Origin of the sequence: Xanthomonas hydrangeae, assembly GCF_032697525.1 — a bacterium.
Taxonomy (GTDB): domain Bacteria; phylum Pseudomonadota; class Gammaproteobacteria; order Xanthomonadales; family Xanthomonadaceae; genus Xanthomonas; species Xanthomonas hydrangeae.
On the sequence record NZ_CP103836.1, the window covers coordinates 938,417 to 958,563 of the forward strand.

The 20,147-nt window shown below is 63.5% G+C and carries 17 protein-coding genes; 6 read left to right on the forward strand and 11 right to left on the reverse strand.

Annotated elements, in window-relative coordinates:
• The first annotated feature begins 97 nt into the window (after positions 1-97).
• The 3 genes from NYR97_RS03790 to NYR97_RS03800 all read left to right on the forward strand — a co-directional run bounded on the left by NYR97_RS03790 (position 98) and on the right by NYR97_RS03800 (position 2,794).
• Positions 98-514 (forward strand): ribosomal maturation YjgA family protein, encoded by a 417-nt coding sequence (locus NYR97_RS03790; RefSeq protein WP_425613062.1) that lies wholly within the window; start codon positions 98-100, stop codon positions 512-514.
• Between the two features lie 138 nt (positions 515-652).
• Complete coding sequence (locus NYR97_RS03795; RefSeq protein WP_205394768.1) at positions 653-979, forward strand: hypothetical protein; 327 nt, start codon at positions 653-655, stop codon at positions 977-979.
• Positions 980-1,186: 207 nt separating this feature from the next.
• A complete protein-coding gene (locus tag NYR97_RS03800) occupies positions 1,187-2,794 on the forward strand; it encodes a rhamnogalacturonan lyase B N-terminal domain-containing protein (protein ID WP_316696758.1) in 1,608 nt (535 codons plus the stop codon).
• Between the two features lie 199 nt (positions 2,795-2,993).
• On the opposite strand, the gene NYR97_RS03805 is transcribed toward NYR97_RS03800, so the two are convergent.
• Both NYR97_RS03805 and NYR97_RS03810 read right to left on the reverse strand, forming a co-directional pair.
• Positions 2,994-3,791: a GH12 family glycosyl hydrolase domain-containing protein gene (locus tag NYR97_RS03805; protein WP_425613033.1), complete on the reverse strand. Its 798-nt coding sequence runs from the start codon at positions 3,789-3,791 to the stop codon at positions 2,994-2,996.
• A gap of 238 nt (positions 3,792-4,029) precedes the next feature.
• A complete protein-coding gene (locus tag NYR97_RS03810; RefSeq protein ID WP_023905092.1) occupies positions 4,030-4,845 on the reverse strand; it encodes a GH12 family glycosyl hydrolase domain-containing protein in 816 nt (271 codons plus the stop codon).
• A gap of 490 nt (positions 4,846-5,335) precedes the next feature.
• Between NYR97_RS03810 and NYR97_RS03815 the strand changes: the two genes are divergently transcribed.
• Together NYR97_RS03815 and NYR97_RS03820 are read left to right on the forward strand one after the other, a co-directional pair.
• Positions 5,336-6,280, forward strand: a complete 945-nt coding sequence (locus NYR97_RS03815; RefSeq protein ID WP_316696759.1) for a DegV family protein — start codon at positions 5,336-5,338, stop codon at positions 6,278-6,280.
• Between the two features lie 958 nt (positions 6,281-7,238).
• The gene (locus NYR97_RS03820) at positions 7,239-7,577 is read left to right on the forward strand and encodes a hypothetical protein (protein ID WP_023905094.1); all 339 of its coding nucleotides are present in this window, start codon (positions 7,239-7,241) and stop codon (positions 7,575-7,577) included.
• A gap of 41 nt (positions 7,578-7,618) precedes the next feature.
• Here NYR97_RS03820 and NYR97_RS03825 read toward each other — a convergent pair whose 3' ends face one another.
• Both NYR97_RS03825 and NYR97_RS03830 read right to left on the reverse strand, forming a co-directional pair.
• Positions 7,619-8,545, reverse strand: coding sequence for a DMT family transporter (locus NYR97_RS03825; RefSeq protein WP_316696760.1), 927 nt, complete (start codon positions 8,543-8,545; stop codon positions 7,619-7,621).
• The gene (locus NYR97_RS03830) at positions 8,542-9,333 is read right to left on the reverse strand and encodes a PhzF family phenazine biosynthesis protein (protein WP_316696761.1); all 792 of its coding nucleotides are present in this window, start codon (positions 9,331-9,333) and stop codon (positions 8,542-8,544) included. Before NYR97_RS03830 ends, NYR97_RS03825 begins: the two co-directional genes overlap by 4 nt.
• Positions 9,334-9,463: 130 nt before the next feature.
• On the opposite strand from NYR97_RS03830, the gene NYR97_RS03835 reads away from it, so the two are divergent.
• The gene (locus NYR97_RS03835; protein WP_316696762.1) at positions 9,464-10,873 is read left to right on the forward strand and encodes an aminotransferase-like domain-containing protein; all 1,410 of its coding nucleotides are present in this window, start codon (positions 9,464-9,466) and stop codon (positions 10,871-10,873) included.
• Between the two features lie 418 nt (positions 10,874-11,291).
• Here the strand turns inward: NYR97_RS03835 and fghA are convergent, their stop codons facing one another.
• The 7 genes from fghA to NYR97_RS03870 form a co-directional block, all read right to left on the reverse strand.
• Positions 11,292-12,122 (reverse strand): S-formylglutathione hydrolase, encoded by an 831-nt coding sequence (gene fghA / locus NYR97_RS03840; protein ID WP_316696763.1) that lies wholly within the window; start codon positions 12,120-12,122, stop codon positions 11,292-11,294.
• A 58-nt stretch (positions 12,123-12,180) separates the two neighbouring features.
• Positions 12,181-12,756, reverse strand: coding sequence for an S-(hydroxymethyl)glutathione synthase (gfa, locus tag NYR97_RS03845; protein ID WP_316696764.1), 576 nt, complete (start codon positions 12,754-12,756; stop codon positions 12,181-12,183).
• A gap of 68 nt (positions 12,757-12,824) precedes the next feature.
• On the reverse strand, positions 12,825-13,934 hold the full coding sequence (locus NYR97_RS03850; protein ID WP_007974085.1) for an S-(hydroxymethyl)glutathione dehydrogenase/class III alcohol dehydrogenase: 1,110 nt from the start codon (positions 13,932-13,934) through the stop codon (positions 12,825-12,827).
• 63 nt (positions 13,935-13,997) lie between these two features.
• Positions 13,998-14,273 carry a metal/formaldehyde-sensitive transcriptional repressor gene (locus tag NYR97_RS03855; protein ID WP_023905100.1) on the reverse strand — a complete coding sequence of 92 codons (276 nt, stop codon included), beginning with the start codon at positions 14,271-14,273 and terminating at the stop codon, positions 13,998-14,000.
• Positions 14,274-14,550: 277 nt separating this feature from the next.
• On the reverse strand, positions 14,551-18,147 hold the full coding sequence (locus NYR97_RS03860; RefSeq protein ID WP_316696765.1) for a PAS domain-containing sensor histidine kinase: 3,597 nt from the start codon (positions 18,145-18,147) through the stop codon (positions 14,551-14,553).
• Between the two features lie 260 nt (positions 18,148-18,407).
• A complete protein-coding gene (locus NYR97_RS03865; protein WP_316696766.1) occupies positions 18,408-18,713 on the reverse strand; it encodes a hypothetical protein in 306 nt (101 codons plus the stop codon).
• Between the two features lie 209 nt (positions 18,714-18,922).
• A complete protein-coding gene (locus NYR97_RS03870; protein WP_316696767.1) occupies positions 18,923-20,023 on the reverse strand; it encodes a glycosyltransferase in 1,101 nt (366 codons plus the stop codon).
• Positions 20,024-20,147: the final 124 nt, after the last annotated feature.

Consider the following 20,147-nt stretch of genomic DNA (forward strand, 5'->3'; position numbering starts at 1 on the left):
TGATGTGCTGCACCGCTGCCCACGCAGGAAGGGGGATTGCGCCGCGCGGCGCCACCCATGCCGAGAGCACACACGGCTGTCATCTGGCAGGCACACCCTGATGCCGATGTCCCCACGCGCACGCATGCTGTACCTGCTGCTCGCACTCGCCGTGCTGCTGATCGAAGTGGCGATCGGCGCCGGTCGGCTCGGTGGGCCGTGGGTGCGCGGCAGCCTGGGCGATGTATTGGTAGTGATCCTGGTCTACTGCGGCTTGCGCGGTGTGCTTGCGCTCTCACCGCGTTGGGCGGCGCTGCTGGCGGTGGCGATCGGGTGCGTGATCGAAGGCTTGCAGGCGATCCATCTGGCCGACCGGCTCGGCCTGCGTCCCGGCAGCGCCGCATCTATCGCGCTCGGCAACACCGCCACCTTGCACGATCTGGCGATGTATCTGGTTGGCGGTGGCGTGGCATACATTGGCGATGTGCTGTCATGCCGTGTCGCCGCAGCTTCCTGGCGACATCCGCAGCAGTGATGCACTCCCCCGGGTCTACCGTATGTCTTGCGCTTCACCATCGGCACTGATCGAAACAGTCGCGGCCTTGCACCGGCAGACGCGGCCGGCCTGCATGGCAGGGGTACCGCGGTGACCTCGCTGTTCCAGGGCAGCGGATTGCGCTCGATCGACCGCGTCGTGCTGCGCCAGGCACCCGCCAATCTGCAACGTGGCTTGGAAGCGGTGGGCGGGCGCTTGATCCTCACTGCCGATGCGCTGCACTTTCAGCCGCATGCCTTCAATATCCAGACCCAGTCGTTGACCGTGCATCTGGTGCAGATCGAGGCGATGCAACTGCGCTGGACACGCTTGTTCGGCTTGCTGCCGGTTGCGCCGACCTCGCTGGTGGTTCAACTGGACGATGGTGGCGAGCATCGCTTCGTGATCGGCAAACGCGAACAGTGGGTGCTGGCGATCCAGTCGGCGCGCGACGCGCTGTACTGACGCATGTCACCGCAGTGAAATGCAGGCAACACCGTCCATCGGTCGCTTCGTTCCTACAGGTTGCAGACAGAGAGCGTGACCTCTACTGCGTTTCGGCACGCCACTTCGAACAGGGCGCACGCTCTGCACGCGTGGTCATCGCTGTCACTGTCCAGCTCGCCTAGCATCGCGCGTCGGCGTCACAGCGCGCCCCACTCGGAGATCGATATGCCCCGCCCTACCCTGCGCATCCTGGCATGCGCACTGTTGTTCTACGCAAGCGTCAGCACACCTGCCATGGCTGCCTTCGGCGTCACCCGCAGCGGTGATCGCTTCATCGTGGATACCGGCGCCCAACTGGTGTTTTCGGTCAACGCCAGCAATGGCGACATCGTGTCGATGCGTTATCGCGACAACGAGTTGCAGACCACCGAGTCCAAGGGCACGCAGCTGGCCTCGGGGCTGGGTAGCGCCAGCGTGGAGGCGCGCACGGTGGGTGGGGCGATCGTGGTCTCGGCCAAGGCCGGCGACCTGACCCAGTACTACATTGCACGCACAGGCCGCAACGCGATCTACATGGCAACCTATGCACCGACACTGTCGAAGGTCGGCGGCGAAGAGCTGCGCTTCGTCACCCGCTTGAATGTCGCCAAACTGCCGAATGCACAGCAGGAACCCGATTCCAACGTGGGCACGCCGGTCGAGAGCGAGGATGTGTTCTTGCTGCCGGATGGACGCACCAGTTCCAAGTTCTACTCGGCACGCCGCATGATCGACGACAAGGTGCATGGGGTCAGCGGTTCGGGGGTTGCGGCGTTCATGCTGATGGGCAATCGCGAGCGCAGTTCGGGCGGACCGTTTTTCAAGGACATCGCCACGCAAAAAACCCGCGTGACGCATGAGCTCTACAACTACATGTATTCCGACCACACCCAGACCGAGGCGTTTCGCGGCGGTTTCCACGGCGTGTACGGGCTGCTGTTCACCGATGGCGCTGCGCCCTCCAGCGCGCAACTGGACACCAGCTTTGTCGATGCCAGCCTGGGCCTGAGCGGTTATCTCGCCGATGCCGGGCGCGGTGCGGTGAGCGGCCGTGTCAGCGGCGTGTTGTCCGGCCAGCCCGCCGTGGTCGGCCTGCGCAGCGACCAGGCGCAGTACTGGGCCACGGCCAATGGCAGCGGCGACTACCAGCTTGCCGGCGTGCGCCCGGGACGCTATCGCCTGACGCTCTACCAGAACGAACTGGAAGTGGCCCAACGCGATGTCGAAGTGTTTGCCAATGCGACGGCGCAAGCCGCGCTACAGGCAGTGGCATTGGCGGGCACGCCGAAGTGGCAGATCGGCATTGCCGATGGCACGCCCGCCGGTTTCCGGTATGCGGATCTGTTGCCGCGCGCGCATCCCTCCGACAAACGCATGAGCTGGGCACCGGTCACCTACACCGTTGGCTCCAGCAGTGTGAGCAGCTTTCCGGCGGTGCAGTGGCGCAGCATCAACACGCCGAACCGCATCGACTTCACCCTGGCGGCCAATGAAGTGCGTGGCTATCGCCTGCGCATCTTCGTATCACTGAGCCAGGTCAGCGCGCGTCCGCAGATCAGCGTCAATGCGCGCTGGAATGGACCGATACAGGCCACACCCAACCAACCCAAGACGCGCGGCATCACCCGTGGCACCACGCGCGGTAACAACACGCTGTACGAGGTGGACATTCCTGCCTCGGCGCTGCAGGCCGGCAGCAACCGCATCGAAATCGGCGTTGCCTCCGGATCGCCGGACGATGGCTTCCTCAGCCCGGCATTCGTGTTCGACAGCATCCAGCTGGTGGCGATGTAAGAGTACCTGCCCGGCATCCACCGCACGCAGACACGTGCGGTGGATGGCACAGCTCAAGAACGATGACACCAACCACTGAGCAGCGCGTCGAATGCACCTGACCGCTGGTTGCAATCGTCCCATACCATCCCTGCGCCTGAGTCCGCGGGAGCATGCCGCTTCCAGCCGCTGGTTACGCGCGGGCCGTTGATCGCCGCGCTTATTTGGCGGTGATCGCCCCACTCAGCGACACCGAACCCATCCCGCCGGTAACTTCGAAGCCGCCCTCCACCACCTGCAGATACAGCGCGTTGCTGTAACGGCCATCGCCACCACGCAACTCCTGCAGCTTGGTCAAGAACGCCTTGACGTCCGCATTGAGATTGCCCTTTGCCGGCAACGCATTGCTGTTGCCCGCGGTGCCGTGCGGGATGAAGGTGTACACGTAATAGCCTGCAGCGGAGTTATTGCCTTCCCACAGGTCATAGGTGACGCCGCCGGAGGTGATGGCACTGGCGGTGGTCAGCGTCCCCAGCGGATAGGAATTGTTGGCGCCCCAGATCATCACTTCCAGCTGCGGGTCGCCCTTGCTGGCGTCCTTGCGGAAGAACAGATCGTAGGCAAAGTCACCGGTCTGCCCACTGCCGCTGGTGGTGAACGCCACTGCGCCGCTCAGGCTGCCGATCTTGGACACCTGATGCGGAAAGTAGCTGTCGGTGGCCGGGTTCATCGTGTAGTGCCAACCGCGGCAAATGGCCGGATACCCATACAACGTTCCGCTGGGCAGGTTGTAGGTCACGGTCATGCTCGGCGTGCTGCCCGAGCCGAAGGTCGCCTTGATGTTGTTGTTCTTGTCGTTGAAATTATTGTTGTAGGCGTACTGCGTGCCGTAGACCTTGGTCTCGCCGGTAGCGGCGCCGGCGCTGGATGCGACCAGTACCAAGGCCAACGCCACAGCGCGCGGCAACCGGTTGGAACCAACAGACGTCAGCGAACGGAAACTGGCGTGCAACTGCATGGGGTGGACTCCGATGATGGATGGATAAACGTTCGTCCACCAGCGTGCAGCGCAACGCGCCGAGCGGTGAACGAACGACCATTACGCATCCGGCGCCATCGACACAGTTGCGCCACTGGCAACGGATACCCTCGCGCTGACGGGGCGAGGACGTGGCCATCCCTGCAGACCGATCACCGTGGCCCCATCCGATGCGCGACGCATGCATGCGTCGCGCACAAGACCACGTTATTGCAGATTACTGTGCGTCGAGCGTGGCGCTGACCTTGGCCCAGCCATTGCCGCGCACCACTTCAAAACCCGCTTCAACCGCATGCAGATACATGCTGTTGTTGTAGCGCCCATCCTTGGACCGGTTGGTCTGCAGCCAGGTGAGGAACGGCTTGGCATCCACGTTGAGGCTGCCGCTGGTCTTGAGCGTGGGCTGGCCGGCAGTGCCGGTCGGGATGAAGGTGTAGACGTAGTAGCCGGCACCGGAGTTGAAGCCTTCCCACAGGTCGAAGGTACGTCCACCGGCAGTGATCACCTTGCTCGCAGTCAGCGTGCCGATCGGCCAGGAGTTGTGGTCGCCCCAGATCATCACTTCCAGCTGCGGGTTGCCCTTGGCGGTATCCCAACGGAAGAAGATGTCATAGGCAAAATCGCCGGCCAGATTGGTACCGCCCGCGCTGTAGGTGAACTTGAGCGGGATCTTGCTCAGCGAGGAAATCTGCTTCGGGAACAAGGTGTCGCTGGTCGGATTCCAGTCGTAATGCCAGCCGCGCACGATCGCCGGATAGCCGTAGAGGTTGTAGTCGGCGAAGTTGAAGGTCACAGTCAACTCCGGCGTGCTGCCGGTGCCGAAGGTGCCCTGGATGATGTTGTTGGGATCGTTGAAATTGTTCACCCACGCATAGTGGTTGCCGAAGATCTTGTAGGGCCCGGCCAGTGCCGCCGGCGCGAGCGCCACCAGACCGATCGCCAATGCTGCTTTCCACCAGCGCGATGCGCGCCGCCGCGTGGTCGGCGCCTGCGCACCGGTGTGAGTGAGGGTGCTGGATTGGCTGTTGTGCATGTTGACTCTCCGTGTGGGTTCCGCGCGGCAACGCCAGTACGGCGTTGTCGAAAGCCGCCTTGCAGCGGTGGCGTCGGACCCTAGCAGCGCCGTTGTGAGCGGAGCTATAGCAATTCCGGCAGCCCTCGCTCGCCATGCACCATAGCGGGTGCTATCTGGCACGCGAAGCGTGCGCGGGTCCTCAGTTTGTGATCATTATCGGCTGCCAGCAGGATGTATCGGTCAGAAGGCACACAACGCCACGACCAGGAATGGTGCAGAGCCGCATCACGCGCAGGCAGCGATTGCGCCATGCAAGCGATCGCTTGTGCATGCCCTGAGCGATGCATCTGTGGCTGCTGCCTGTCGTCACTGGCCGACGCCGCCTCACGCCGATGAACGCGTCACCTTGCACCACGACAGCGACGCGCCAGGCGATAGTCCTACGCGCCACGGCCGTTTTGCGATAGCGTTCGCACTACAGACGACGCAACAGCCGAAGGGGGCGACGATGCGCATCGGAATCGTGGTGGACAGTGCGTGCGATCTGCCGCAGGACTTCATCCAACGCAACAACGTCATCGTGCTGCCGATCAGCGTACGCATCGGCGAAGCAGTGCTGGCCGATCACCGCGATGAAGAGGCCACGCTGAGCTTCCTGCACGCGCATGTGGCCGAGCGCGGTCACGAGGCGGAGACCACACCGTTCTCGGTCAACCAGATCCGCGATCTGTTCCTGCAGCGGCTGGTCATCGACTACGACCACGTGTTCTGCCTGACCATCTCCAAGCTGCGCAGCCAGATCTTCGATAACGCCATGCAGGCCAGCTTCGCGATCCTCAACGACTACAAGCCGATCCGCCAGGCGGCCGGCCATACCTCGCCGTTCGCACTGCGCGTGATCGATACGCTCAACCTGTTCGCAGGCCAGGGCATCACCGCGGTGGAGGCGGTGCGTCTGCGCGAGCAGGGCCAGTGCGTTGCGGCGATTCGCGCCCGGCTCGAGCAACTGGCCGAACACACTTACGGCTACATGATTCCGCGCGATCTGTATTACCTGCGTGCGCGTGCCCGCACCAAGGGCGATCGCAGCGTGGGCTTGATCAGCGCCGCGCTGGGCAGTGCGCTGGATATCAAGCCGGTGCTGCGCGCGTATCGCGGCGTCACCGAACCGGTGGCCAAGTTGAAGGGCTTCGAGCCATCCGCAGAGAAGCTGTTCGGCTTCACCGTGCGCAAGCTCCGCGAGGGCTTGATGACGCCCACCGTATGCGTAGGCTACGGCGGCGAGCTGACCGAGTTGCACGCCCTGCCCGGCTATGCCGCCTTGCAGGCCGCATGCCAGAGCCACGGTGTGGAATTGTTCGAAAGCGTGATGAGCCTGACCGGCATGGTCAACGTGGGCAAGGGCGCACTGGCAGTGGCATTTGCGGCCGGGCCGCATACGTTTTCTGCCTGAAGCAGGCTCGGTCGATGGCTTTGCAGCCAAGCGGCAGCGCTATCGCTCTGCAACTCATTCGTCTACATCCTGCAATCAGCTTACGGCTACAGAGATGATGTCGAATCGTTTAGATGTATTCAAAAGCTGAGTCATTCGAGGGCGCGGTGCCCTCACCGCTCGCGGGACACGCCGCAAGTACGTCCATGTAGGCTCGGTGGCGGCATCCATGCCGCCACACGGTCCCGCAATCGGCGAGGACACCGCACCGGGGAATTTACAGGTTGCTTTGCTGAAAACCCTGCACACCGACCATCTCGACTGGTCCTTGTCCGCCCACCGTCGCGGGACCTTACGCGGCATGGATGCCGCGTAAGAGCCTATACGGACGTACTTGCGGCGTGTCCCGCGATGGTGGGCGGGCAAGGGCCCTGCGACCAAGCAGCAGATCAGTCGCTTTACACCTGATCTATCCGCACCATCCAACCACTCCAACGCAAACCATATTTCGAGTTGTAGCATCTTTCAAATACAGCCGGACTTTTAGATCAAAAGCCCAGCTGGTCGAGTGCGCGGTGCCCCCACCGCACCAGAGAGTTCGCTGGTTGCTTCGTTGAAAGCCACGCACACCGACCATCTCGACTGGTCCTTGTCCGCCCACCGTCGCGGGACCTTACGCGGCATGGATGCCGCGTAAGAGCCTACACGGACGTACTTGCGGCGAGTCCCGCGACGATGGTGGGCGGGCAAGGACCCTGCGACCAAGCCGCAGATCAGTCGCTTTACACCTGACCTATCCGCACCATCCAACCACTCCAACGCAAACAGTATTTCGAGTTGTAGCGTCTTTCAGATACAGGTCAAAAGCTTGGTTCCAAGTAGAAGTGGATCGCAGAGAGCTACATGCCTGCACACCTGTCGACGGAATACTCACCGCCGCTGCACTAACGTGCGACGTCATCCACCAGAGTCTTCGCACATGCCCGTCAGCTATTCGATCAGCCTGCCCGACCCCAAGCTCGCCCGCGGCGGCGATGCAAGCGTGAGCTTCAGCGCACATGGCGCCGAGGCCTTTGCCGAACAGTTGCAGGCAGCCCTGCGCGACCCGGCCTGGTTTGATCGCTGGCGCCAGCTGCAGGCCGACCCGGACGCGGTGGATCCCAGCCTCGGCGTGACCGATCCCTCGGCCACGGTCACCGGCAAGCAGGGCGACCTGCGGATCGATCTGGTCGCCACCACCAGCATCCCCGGCGACCTGCTCAAACAGCGCATGCAGGCGCTGGCCGGACATCACTGGGAACTGCGCGACGTGCGTTGAAGTCCGCTGTCGCCGCGCGTAGGGCGCGGCGGCAACTCCACTCAGGTCAGCACGTTGTCCGCCACCCGCCGCGGCCAACGCCACTTCAGATTCACCGCCAGCGTCCCGATCACGATCAACGCCAGGCCCAGCCATTGCACCGGCACCAGCGCGTGGCCATAGAGCAGATAGTCCAGCAATAGCGTGACCAGCGGATAGAAGAACGCCAGCACCGCAATCGTGGCCACATGCAGATGGCGATAGGACGAATAGAACAGCACATACACGATGCCGCTGTGGATCACGCCCAAGCCCACCAGCCACAGCCAGTGCAGGCCCGGATGCAGCGCGGCGCCACTGGAGAACCCTGCCAGCAATAAGGTGCCGACCCAGCATTGCACGGTCACCACCGCCAGCGGCCGCTCGCGGCTGATGCGGCGCGACATCAGCAACGAGGCCCCGCACAACAATGCCGCCAGCAAGGTGAGCGCGATCCCGATCAGATAACCGCGATCGGCCGCCTGCCACAGCCGCGCCGGATCGGCCGAACAGGCCACACCGACGAATGCCAGCAACGTCCAGCCCAGATCGACACGCCGCGTGCGCTCGCCCTGCAGCAATGCGGCAAGGATCAACATCACGAACGGAAACACGTGGTAGACCATCGTGGCCACACCGATCGACGAGCGCGCCATGCCGGCGAACAACGCCACCCAGTTCAGCACCAGCAACACACCGCTGATGACCGCATCGCGCAACAGCGCACGCTCGCGCCACAGGCCGCGCAGCTGCCCACCGATCAAACCGCACACCGTCAGAAACAGCGCACCGAACAGGCAGCGGTAGAACACGGCAGTCACCGGATCCTGCCCACTTTCGTGCACGAATACGCCCACCGACCCGATCAACACTTCGGCCACCAGCAATTGCCAGATTGCACGTCGCGCTGCGCCCGCCGAGGTCGCTTGAGCAGACAAGGACACGCTCATAGCGCAATCCTTCCCTGCAGATACTGCACAGCGCTGCCGCGCACGTACACATGTTGCGGCTCCACCCGGCAATCGAGTTCACCGCCGCGTGCCGATGCCTGCAGCGCGCGCAGCTGCGTCTTGCCAAGCGTTTGTGCCCACAGCGGCGCCAACGCGGCATGGATCGACCCGGTCACCGGATCCTCGCTACCGCCATTGGCCGGCCAGAAATAGCGCGAGACGAAGTCATGCCCGACGCCGGGCGCGGTGACCGCCACATCGCGCGGCGCCAACGCCAGCATCCGCGCCAGATCGGGTCTCACCTCACGCACCTGTCCTTCATCGGCGTAGACGGCGATGTAGGCCTGCGCGTTTGCATAGACAGCCTGTGGCGCGATCGACAATGACTCCAACAAGGCTTGCGGCACTACCGGCACCAGCGACGGCATCTGATTGGGGAGGCGCAGCTCGAAGGTGCTCTCGGCCACCCTGGCGACCTCGATCTCACCAACCGCCGGCGCGCGCAATCGCAACGGGAACGCAGCGCCTTGATGCGTGGCAATCACCAACGCGCTGGCCAAGGTCGCATGCCCGCAGAAGCCGACCTCCCTGATCGGAGAAAACCAGCGGATGTCGAATACCCCGCTCTCGTCGCGCACGAAAAATGCGGTCTCCGACAGATTGTGTTCGCTGGCAATCGCCTGCATCAACGACTCCGGCAACCAGTCCTGCAACGGCACGACAGCCGCAGGATTGCCCTTGAAACGCACCGTAGTGAACGCATCGACGATAAACACAGGAAGCAGCACGGCCAACCTCACAGAAGAGAACACACACCTGGCGCACCCACCGGGCACAGCCAGTCTGCAGCGCAGCACACGACCATGACAGATTCAGATAGGCTGCAAATTGACCAATACAGATAAAGGGCGCCCGCACATGCTCCTGTACGAATCGCTGGCCACCCAGCTGCGGCAGCAGATCGAAGGCGGTACCCTGCGTGCCGGCGAGCGCCTGCCCTCGATCCGGCAACTGGCCGCCAATCACGGCATCAGCACGGCAACGGCAGTGCAGGCCTGCCTGCAGCTGGAACGCGAAGGACGCGTGCAGGCGCGGCCGCGCTCCGGCTACTTCGTGCGCACCACCGCCTCTGCATTGCCTGTCGCTACACCTGCAACGCGTCGGCGCAAACCCGGCATGGTCGACAACCCTGCCTTGCAGCGCGTGCTCGACACCCTGGCGCGTACCGGCCTGCTGCCGCTGCACACCGCCACTCCCGCGCCGGCGTTGTTGCCGGCTGCACAGTTGGCGGCAGCACTCTCGCGTCAGTTGCGGCGCCAACGCACCGCCGCACTGGACTACGCACCGCCACAAGGCCACGCCGTGCTGCGCCGGCAGATCGCACAACGTTACGTACACTGTGCAACCACGGTAGCCGCAGAAGAAGTGGTGATCACCGCCGGCGCGATGGAAGCGATCAGCCTGGCACTGCGCACCCTCACCGCACCAGGCGATGTGGTGCTGGTGGAAACACCCACCTACCACGGCATCCTGCAGGCGGTGGCCGCGTTACGACTCAAGGTGCTGGAAGTCCCCAACCGCGCCGGCCATGGCATCGATGTCGCGCGCCTGGACGCGCTGCTGCAACGCACGCCGGTACGCGCCGCAGTGCTGGTACCCAACTTCAACAATCCAAACGGCAGCCTCACCCCCGACAGTGCCAAGCGCGCACTGCTCGACAGCTGCGCGCGCCACGGCACCGTGGTGATCGAAGACGATATCTACGGCGAACTGGATTGGTCGGGCCAGCGCCCTCGCCCGCTACGCCACTTCGACACGCATGCCAACGTGATCACCTGCGGCTCGTTCTCCAAGATACTGTCGCCCGGCCTGCGCGTGGGTTGGTTGCTGGGCGGCGACTGGACCGACGCCTTGGTGCGCGCCAAGTACTTTTCCACCGTCGGTAGCGCCAGCCTGCCGCAACTGGCGCTGGCCGATTATCTGGCGCAGCACGATCTGGAACGGCATCTGCGCAAGCTACGCCGTACCCTGGCCGACAACGGCCAACGCCTGCGCGATGCGATCGTGCGGCATTGGCCGGAGGGCACGCGGGTGGGCGACCCGGCCGGTGGACTCTCGCTGTGGCTGCAATTACCGAACGGTGAAAGTGGACAAGCCTTGTTCGAAGCCGCATTGGCCGAAGGTATCGGCACCTCGCCGGGCCATCTGTACTCCAGCCGCGGCGACTACACAGATCATCTACGCCTGACCTGCGGCCAGCCGTGGAGCGACACGCTGGAACGTGCAATGCGACGATTGGGCAAGCTTGCGGCGCAGGTGGCGCGTTAGCTTCGTTGTTGGCATCAACTTTTGAATTGGCGTTGGCTGTTGCTGTGTTGCTGTGTTGCTGTTGCTGTTGAATAACAACAACGATGTCGCCGCACCTACTTGAGGCGAACTTTCAGATGCGCAATGGCGAGCCCCTCTCCCCACGGGAGAGGGGTTGGGGTGAGGGTACGGGGCGAAGCCGTCGTCACTTTCAAACTGCACTAGGCTTCGCTCGTACCCTCATCCGCCCCTGCGGGGCACCTTCTCCCGAGGGGAGAAGGGACATCAGGTTGCCGCTTTACTCATGACACCAGCGCACGCAACACAGCAATGCCAGGCGCCGGGCGCGCCACCTTTCGCCATCCCGGAAACCTTTCGCCATCCCGGAACACGCGCTCCGTTACTCACTCAACCAGCCATTACTCACGCAACGAAAAAATCAACCACGCAACGCCGCAGCATGATGCGCAATATGCTCGCCGATAAAACTCGAGATGAAGTAATAGCTATGGTCGTAACCAGGCTGCAGCCGCACCGTGACCGGATAACCAGCGGTCTGTGCAGCTTCCTCGAATAACGCAGTTTTCAACTGGTTTTCGAGAAATTCATCCGCGTCGCCCTGATCGATCAATAGCGGCAAGCGCTCCTGCGTCTGTGCGATCAACGCAGTGGCGTCATACGCTTTCCATGCATCACGGTCCGGCCCCAGATACTGGCCAAACGCCTTCTCGCCCCATGGCACCTGGCTCGGCGCGACGATCGGTGAAAATGCAGACACGCTGCGATAGCGGCCCGGATTCTTCAATGCGATGGTCAAGGCGCCGTGCCCGCCCATCGAGTGGCCGCTGATCGCGCGCGCGCCGGTGGTGTGGAAGGTCGCTTCGATCAACGCCGGCAATTCGTTCACCACATAATCGTACATGCGGTAGTGCGCCGCCCATGGCGGCTCGGTGGCGTCGACATAGAAACCAGCGCCCTTGCCGATGTCGTAGCCGTCCGCGTCGGCCACCTCGTCGCCACGCGGGCTGGTATCCGGCGCGACCAGAATCACGCCATGCTCGGCGGCATAACGTTGCGCGCCGGCCTTGCTGATGAAATTCTGCTCGGTGCAGGTCAGCCCGCTGAGCCAGTACAGCACCGGCAGCGGGCCATCGGCGGCCTGCGGTGGCAGATACACGCCCACCTGCATGCTGCAGTTCAAGCTCTGCGACTGGTGCCGGTAGACGTCTTGCCAACCGCCGAAGCAGGCACGGTGTTCGATACGTTCCATGAGATTCCTTCGATAAAAACCTGCGGCCGACATGGATGCCGGCCGCGGGGTTGGGCGATCAGTGCAGCAGGCCCTTATGGCGTGCCACATTGGCCGCCAATGCATCCATCAATCCCGGCGACAGGCAGTCGTACGGGGTCAAGCCGAGCTCGTTGAGGCGCGCGCGTACGCCGTCCATGTGATCCGGCGGCGTGCCGGTTTCGATGATGGAGGACACGAACGCCGCAAAGCCCGGCGGCGACCAGCCCGACTGCTGCGACAACTCGGTATGGATGAAGTCCAGACCATAAAACGCATGGTCCTTGTTCTCGATGCGGCCAATCATATGCACGCCGCAACCGGTACAGGCGTGGCGCTGGATCGCCGCGCTTTCGTCGACGATCTTGAGCTTCTCCGCATGCGCGGTGACCGTGACCTTGTCGCGCGGCACCACTGCAATCACCGAAAAGGTCGCGCCTTCCGGCTTCCAGCATTTGCTGCAACCGCAGGCGTGGTTATGCGCGGTCTGCGCACCCACGTCCACGGTCACCTTGTCGCTGGCGCAATGACATTCAAGGGTTCCCCCCTGAAAGCTTTCTGTACCTCCACGCGCAACACCACTGTCTACCGAAGGATGAATCGAGACGCTGGTCATCATGCCCCTCCCGGAGTATCGGGTACCACGTGCGCGGAAGCGGCCGCGCGCCGATTCTGGCCGTACGGTCAGAAATGGATCACGGTGCGGATCGACTTGCCTTCGTGCATCAGGTGGAAGGCCTCGTTGATCTCTTCCAGCGGCATGGTGTGGGTGATGAACGGGTCCAGATCGATCTCGCCCTTCATCGATTGCTCCACCATGCCCGGCAATTGGGTACGTCCCTTGACACCACCGAAGGCCGAGCCGCGCCACACGCGGCCGGTCACCAGCTGGAACGGACGGGTACTGATTTCCTGGCCGGCACCGGCCACGCCGATGATGACGCTCTCGCCCCAGCCCTTGTGGCAACACTCCAACGCCGACCGCATCACGTTGACGTTGCCGATGCACTCGAAACTGAAGTCCACGCCGCCATCGGTCAACTCGACGATGACCTCCTGGATCGGCTTGTCGTAGTCCTTGGGGTTGATGCAATCGGTGGCGCCCATGCTGCGTGCCAGGTCGAACTTGCCCGGGTTGGTATCGATGGCCAGGATGCGCCCGGCCTTGGCCTGCACCGCGCCCTGGATCACCGCCAGACCAATACCGCCCAGGCCGAACACCGCCACGCTTTCGCCCGGCTTGACCTTGGCAGTGTTGTGCACGGCACCAATACCGGTGGTGACGCCACAACCGAGAAGGCAGACCTTTTCCAGCGGCGCTTCCGGGTTGACCACGGCCAGCGAAATCTCCGGCACCACGGTGTACTCGCTGAAGGTGCTGCAGCCCATGTAGTGATAGATCGGCTCACCGTTGTAGGAGAAACGCGTGGTGCCGTCCGGCATCAGGCCCTTGCCCTGCGTGGCGCGCACCGCCTGGCAGAGATTGGTCTTGCCGGACAGGCAGAATTTGCACTTGCGGCATTCGGCGGTGTACAGCGGGATCACGTGATCGCCGACCTTGACGCTGGTGACGCCCTCGCCCACTTGCTCGACAATGCCGCCGCCTTCGTGGCCCAGCACGGACGGGAAGATGCCTTCCGGGTCGTCGCCAGACAGCGTGAACGCATCGGTGTGGCAGACGCCGGTGTGGGTGATGCGGACCAGCACTTCGCCGGCCTTCGGCGGTGCGACGTCGATTTCGACGATTTCCAGCGGCTTGCCGGGTCCGAATGCAACTGCTGCACGGGATTTCATTGGATAACGCTCCTGACGATGAGATTCAAGGACGGGTGCGGCATGCGCCGACCCGGTGGGAGTTCATTTGAGGTAGGACCGGACCAGGCCGAGCAATTCCTGCACCCGCTCGGCGCGTTGCGCATCGGACGTTGCGGCATGCCCGAAATCTTCCCGGATATGCGCTTCAAGCACCTGCGACATCAGCCCATTCACGGCCCCCCGGATCGCGGCGATCTGCTGCAAGACAGGCGCGCAGTCTGCGCCTGCCTGCAGCGCCCGCTCAAGTGCATCGCACTGCCCGCGCAAGCGACGCACGCGTGCTAGCGCCCGCTTTTTCTCTTGCGGCGAATGCGGCATGGCGGCTCCGGTCCAAATACTGGGGGGCAGTATATGGATTCGGACGAAAAAAGCCATGGGCGTCGGGGCGTTGTGTCGAGATGCCAGCTGGCAACGTGATGTCCGATCAACGCAGATGCGCGCGAGAATGCCGCCAGCAGGGACTGTGGCGCGGCCTGTGCACAGACACGCACAGATCGAAGTTCTGCCCTGCGCAGGAAATCCTCGACCGCAAATCAGCGAAGTGGCCGCAGTGCAGCATGACGGAGGCTGATGTGTGCATGTGCAGCATCCAGCGTCATCCCTCATCCCCCTCCAGACGCATGCTTTCCGATACCGGCAGCTCGATGGTGCAGCGCACCCCATCCGGGCCCAGCTCATAAGTGGTTTCGGCCTGCAGTTGATACGGCAGCGCGCGCTCGATCAGCTCGCGGCCGTACCCTGAGCCTTGTGGCGCTTCGCCGGGCGTTGGCATGGTCACGCCGGTTTCGCTCCATTCGATCCGCAGCCGCGTGCCGTTACCGGTGCGCAGCAGGCGCCAACGCACCTGCAGCTGGCCGCCGGGTTGGGCGAGCGCGCCGTACTTGTTGGCATTGGTCGCCAGCTCATGCAGCGCCAGCGCAAACGTCTGCACGGTGCTGGAGCGCAGACGCACGCCGCTGGGGCCATCCAGCACCACCTGCTCACCCTGGCCTTGCGCGTCGATCGCGCCCATCGCCGAGAGTTCGACATGGATCAACGCATCGAACAGGATGCGATCGCCGTCGTTCAAGCGCGAGAGCAATCCCTGCACGCGCGCCAGCGCGTCCAGACGGTCGTTGTAGATCAGCGCCAGCTCGGCGATGGTCTTGCTGCTGCGCTGGGTGCGATTGAAGACCACACGTACCACGCCCATCAGGTTGCGCGTGCGGTGCTGCAGTTCGGCCAGCAACACCTGCTGGCGATCTTCCCACTCCCGGCGGCGGGTGACGTCCTGGCCGATCTTGAGATACCCCAGCGGCTCGACACCGCCATCGCGCAGCGGCCGGGTCGCCCCTTCGATGAAGACGCGGCGGCCGTCTTTGCATTGATGCCAGCGGACATTGGGGGCAAAGCCGGTGTGGTGCGCCTGTTCGATCTCGCGCTGCGGCACCCCGGCCAGGCGATCTTCTGCAACGAAGGTCATGGCGATGTGTTGACCCACCGCTTCTTCGGCGGTCCAGCCGAACACCGCTTCGGCACCAGGGGGCCAGGTCTGGATGTGGCCGCTGGTGTCGGTGGTAAAGATCGCGTAATCCAGCGCGTTTTCAAGAATCACGCGGTAACGCTCTTCGCTTTCGATCAGCGCGCCCTGCGCGCGTGCGCGCTCCAGTGATGCCCAGGTGCGCTCTGCGGTTTCTTCGGCCAGCCGGATCTCGGCGGCCGTCCAATCGCGCGCAGTGCGCTGATTGACCACGAAGCTGGCAACCAGCTGGCCGCTCTTGATCAGCGGCACCACGATCAGCGCACCGATGGCATTGCCCAGATAGGCCGCGCGCTGGTCATCGGGCAATGCCGCATCGATGGCAATGTCGCGCACCACCCATGTCTGCGCGTCGGTCAGCCAGGGCATCGGCCAATCGCTCAGCGCGAAGCGCCGCGCATGACTGGTTTCGCCGGGTTGATGCCAATCGCGTTCCACCACGTACTGCTGCGTTTTGCGATCCACTTCAACGTAGTACGCGCGGCCTGCATGCAAGTGCTCGCCCAGCACGCACGCGGCGTTGCCCTGGATGGCGGCCGGGTCGCTCAGCGGCCGCAGCGCATCGGACAGCTTCAACAGGAACGCATTGCGATCCTGCACCTCGCGCAACGCCGCTTCGGCCAGCTTGCGGTCGGTGATGTCGAGCACGAATTCGAAACCGGTTCCATCCGGCAGCCGCTTGGCGGCGAACAACGCCCAGCGATGCGAACCGTCCTTGCGCAGATATTCGCGCTCATAGGGCGTGGTGCTGCCCTTGGCCTTCAACTCTTGAAAGGCGTGCGCGGTCAACTCACGCGCTGTCGCCGGGGTCAGGTTCTGCCAGTTGAGCGTACCGGCTTCAACATCTGCACGGCTGTAGCCGCTCATCTTCAAGAACGCATCGTTGGCATCGGTCAGGCGGCCATCCATATCGAAATATGTCGCGCCCACGGTTTCGATCGTCAATGCGGTGCGGAAGCGCTCTTCACTGGCACGCAGCAGCTCCTGCGCACGTTTCTTGTCGGAGATATCGCGAAAATACACCGACATGCCGCCATCGCTGGTGGGATACAGACTGATGTCGACCCAATGCCCCAGCACCGGCGAGGCGACATCCAGGCGAACCATCTGCCGCGTTTGCGCGGCCTGCAAATGCGCGGTGTGCGTTGCAGAGCCGATCAATGCGGCGAACTCGTCCCAGATCACCTTGCCCAGCAATTGCGCACGCGAGCGTCCCCACAGCGCCTCGGCCTTGCGATTGATATAGGTAAAGCGCCACTGCGCATCGACGCCATAGAACGCATCGGAAATGCTTTCCAGAATGTCGCGGTTACGCTCGGCCAGCATGCCCAGTTCCGCCTGCACCCGGCGTTGTCCGGTCACGTCCTGCACCACGGTCAATCCACCGGTCACCCTGCTGCCATCGCGCAATGCGACCGCAGTGACACGTAACCAACATTCGGCGGTCCCATCGAGGTGGCGGAAATCGATCGGCGCTGTGGTGTCTTCGCCGCGTAAAGCGCGCGCACCGGGAAACTGCTGCGGTGGCACCGGGTTGCCTTGCTGGTCGATACCCTGCCACTCGTCTGCGTGCACGCTATCGCGCGAGGGAATGCGATCGGTCAACCGATCGCTCAGCTGCGGGTTCTTGTACGTGAAACGGCCTTGCGTATCGAACAGACCGACGCCGATCGGAATCTGATCGAGCACCAGCGCCAGCCGCGCCTCGCTATCGCGCAGGCGTTGTTCGGCCTGCTTGCGTGCGGTGATGTCGGCGGCGGTGCCGAACCATTCGGTGATGTTTCCCTCCGCATCCAGTGCCGGCACGCCCTTGGTGGCGATCCAGGCCAGGCTGCCGTCCGCACGTCGTACACGATGTTCGAAAATGATCGGTGTCTTTGCATGGATGCCGGCATCGATCTTTTGCCGCACCATTGCCCGATCGTCATCGGGAATGTAATCCATCAGCCAGGCGCGATGGGGATCGACCGTGTCGGCCAGAAAGCCTTTCCCGGTCAATGTGCGCATCTCGCCCCAATCCGGGCTCATCCGGTAATGCACTTCGGAACTTGCCAGCGACAACGCGGCCAGCCGCGACTCGCTGGTCCGCAATGCCGCCTGAGCACGATTGCGTTCGACATAGTCGGCGGCGGTCCATGCAAGCAGCTCGAGCAACCTGAGTTCATGCTCTGCCGGCCGATACGGCAGGGTGAATTGCGTACTGAGCAAACCGAGCAACACGCCGGCACGATTGAACAGCGGAGTGAACTGCGCAGCATGAATTCCACTGCACAGCGCGGCCTCGTAATCCGGCGTGCCCTTGAGGGGGGTGAACGATTCGATGTCTTCGATCACCAGCTGCCGGCGCTCGCGGCGCACGGTATCGCAGGTCGCCTGAAAACCGTCCTTCAAGAACTGCTGCACGAACGGGCTGCGCTCGTCATGGCCGCGATAGACACGCAGCTCCATGTCGTTGCTGTGCTCGTCGACCAGTTGCACGCAACCGCACTCGGTGCGCGCGAACGTGCAGGCAAGCGCGGTGATGTCCTGCAGCGCTACACGCATGTCGCTCTGCGCTGCAAGGCTGACCTGTAGCGCGTGCAATTCTCGCATGCCGGCCAGCTCTTCCAGCATGCTTGCAGCGCTTTCGACACTTTCCACGTTGTCGATCTGCTCGCCAGGCGCATGTTTCATCGTGACTGGTTTCTCCCTGCGCGCATTATCCGATCTCTCGCCAAAGTGAAGCGACACAATGCGTAATCGCGAGCGAAGAGGCTGTAGTAGCGTGCTCGACATCTGCCGTGCCGGTGCACGCGCAAGCCCGCGTCTTTGGATGCGCAGCCGACGCGACCGCAAGGTGGTGGTCACTGGTTTGCAGCGTTATCCGGCGAAACGCCTGCAGTTTTGCTCTACGGCAACGTCCGCTAGCGGCAAGGCACCTGCGCGCATCGGTCTCAGCCGTGACGCGGCGGCGGCTCGAATCCCTCCGCTTCCAGGCATTGCAGCAACGATGACGGCAGCGGTCCAGGCGGTGGCGCATCCGGCACCGGCAACGCGATGTCTTGCGCCGTAGCGCAGGCCTGCAGCGCTGCATCGAATTCGGGATCGCGCGGCGGCGGTGGGCCATGATGGCCGCGCTCAGGCGGCGGCGGTGGCGGCGGCGCGCCACCTGGAGCGCCGCAGAGGCTGGCGCAGCCGGCCAGGCTCAGCGCAGCAAGCAGCGCAGCGGTGACGGCAAAGCTGGGGCGTGTTTGGACCATCGTCGATCTCCCTGGATGGATGCACACGTGTGCGTCGTGCATGCACGTGGCAGGGCGGGCAACGCCCGCGCTTTCGTCCAGCAAAGCCTTGCATGTGCGTGTGCCGCGCATGTGTCGCGCGCGTGTCGCCATCCGCCAAGCGCAGGCGTGCGACGGCATGCGCTGATCGTGCCGCATCCCTGCTGCACAAAAGCGCAAGCGCTGATGCGTCAGTTCTCGACGACGGCCGGTGCCACGCTGACGGCGGCGTCAGCGGCATTTTCAGGCAGCGATGCCATCACCGCAGCGCGAAAGCGCACAGCGAAGGCGGCATCGTTGGCCTGATAGAAGGCACGCGCATTGGCCGATAACTGATCCAGCTGCGCCTGTGGCAACGCCAATGCGGTTTCCACCGCGTGCGCGATTCCCGCCGCATCGACGTAGTAATACGAGGCCAGACGCCGCTGGCGCACGTCGGCCACCGGAATCAGCACGCCGTGCTCGGGCCTGACCAATTCGTTCATCGGCTCGCCGTCGGTCGCCAATGTCACCGCGCCCACGCTCAACGCTTCCATCAGGTAATGACCGAAACCTTCGGCTTCTGACGGGCAGATATGGAACAGATGCGCGTTCTGCAGCCGGCGTAGGCCGGCATCATCGATATAGCGGACCCGGTGATCGATGTTCGCAGCAACCACCGGTTTGCCGGCGGTGCGCGGGCTCTGCACCACGGTCAGCAGCGGCCACTCCGGATGCTGCTTCCAGGTCTCCAGCAGCACGCGGGTGCCCTTGGCGGTGCTGCGCCCGGCAAGATGGAAGAATGCACGCTGACGCAGCACCTTTGGATCGTATCGATCCGGGCTGGTGAATCCGATGAACCGCGTAGTGCAGCCCAGATTGCGAAAGATCCGCTCGGCGTGATGGGTCTTGCACAACACCGCGTCGAACTGCGGCAGCCGTGGCAGCCACTTGGGAAGCATCCACTCCGGATTGGGTACCAGCAGATTGGTCCGGCCCAGCGGCAGGCAGCGCGCATACACGCGTTCGGAAAAGATCTGCACCGGCACCCGCCCGAACAGCGCGCGGCTGGCCCATAGACGGGTTTCGCGCAGGGTGTCGTGCACCCGCTGGCTGGTGAATCCCACTTCCTGTACCGGCACACCGCCAGCACGCAGGGTCTGCGCCATCAGCACCATGTCGCGGGTCAGGCCCACGCCATTGTCGCGGCTGATCACCCGCATCATCGGAAACGCCTTGTCATGCGCGTACTCGCCGTTGCAGCGGCACAGTGTCGAGGTGATGGCTTCCTTGGCGATGTCCGGTTCTGTCATGTCGCGTCACACGTGTGCCAATGGATGACAAATTCAATCATTATGATGCGTGCTCCAGCCTTGCAACTGCGAGCACCATGTATCCGGTAGCCACCACCCTGCGCGGCCAAACCTCCGCGCCACC

What these genes read in the sequence shown, in the direction of transcription:
- NYR97_RS03865 (WP_316696766.1), bottom strand. Translation starts at nt 18,713, where the DNA reads ATGGTCCAAACACGCCCCAGCTTTGCCGTCACCGCTGCGCTGCTTGCT.
- NYR97_RS03870 (WP_316696767.1), bottom strand. Translation starts at nt 20,023, where the DNA reads ATGACAGAACCGGACATCGCCAAGGAAGCCATCACCTCGACACTGTGC.
- gfa (WP_316696764.1), bottom strand. Translation starts at nt 12,756, where the DNA reads ATGACCAGCGTCTCGATTCATCCTTCGGTAGACAGTGGTGTTGCGCGT.
- NYR97_RS03855 (WP_023905100.1), bottom strand. Translation starts at nt 14,273, where the DNA reads ATGCCGCATTCGCCGCAAGAGAAAAAGCGGGCGCTAGCACGCGTGCGT.
- NYR97_RS03800 (WP_316696758.1), top strand. Translation starts at nt 1,187, where the DNA reads ATGCCCCGCCCTACCCTGCGCATCCTGGCATGCGCACTGTTGTTCTAC.
- NYR97_RS03850 (WP_007974085.1), bottom strand. Translation starts at nt 13,934, where the DNA reads ATGAAATCCCGTGCAGCAGTTGCATTCGGACCCGGCAAGCCGCTGGAA.
- NYR97_RS03825 (WP_316696760.1), bottom strand. Translation starts at nt 8,545, where the DNA reads ATGAGCGTGTCCTTGTCTGCTCAAGCGACCTCGGCGGGCGCAGCGCGA.
- NYR97_RS03860 (WP_316696765.1), bottom strand. Translation starts at nt 18,147, where the DNA reads ATGAAACATGCGCCTGGCGAGCAGATCGACAACGTGGAAAGTGTCGAA.
- NYR97_RS03810 (WP_023905092.1), bottom strand. Translation starts at nt 4,845, where the DNA reads ATGCACAACAGCCAATCCAGCACCCTCACTCACACCGGTGCGCAGGCG.
- NYR97_RS03815 (WP_316696759.1), top strand. Translation starts at nt 5,336, where the DNA reads ATGCGCATCGGAATCGTGGTGGACAGTGCGTGCGATCTGCCGCAGGAC.
- fghA (WP_316696763.1), bottom strand. Translation starts at nt 12,122, where the DNA reads ATGGAACGTATCGAACACCGTGCCTGCTTCGGCGGTTGGCAAGACGTC.
- NYR97_RS03835 (WP_316696762.1), top strand. Translation starts at nt 9,464, where the DNA reads ATGCTCCTGTACGAATCGCTGGCCACCCAGCTGCGGCAGCAGATCGAA.
- NYR97_RS03805 (WP_425613033.1), bottom strand. Translation starts at nt 3,791, where the DNA reads ATGCAGTTGCACGCCAGTTTCCGTTCGCTGACGTCTGTTGGTTCCAAC.
- NYR97_RS03820 (WP_023905094.1), top strand. Translation starts at nt 7,239, where the DNA reads ATGCCCGTCAGCTATTCGATCAGCCTGCCCGACCCCAAGCTCGCCCGC.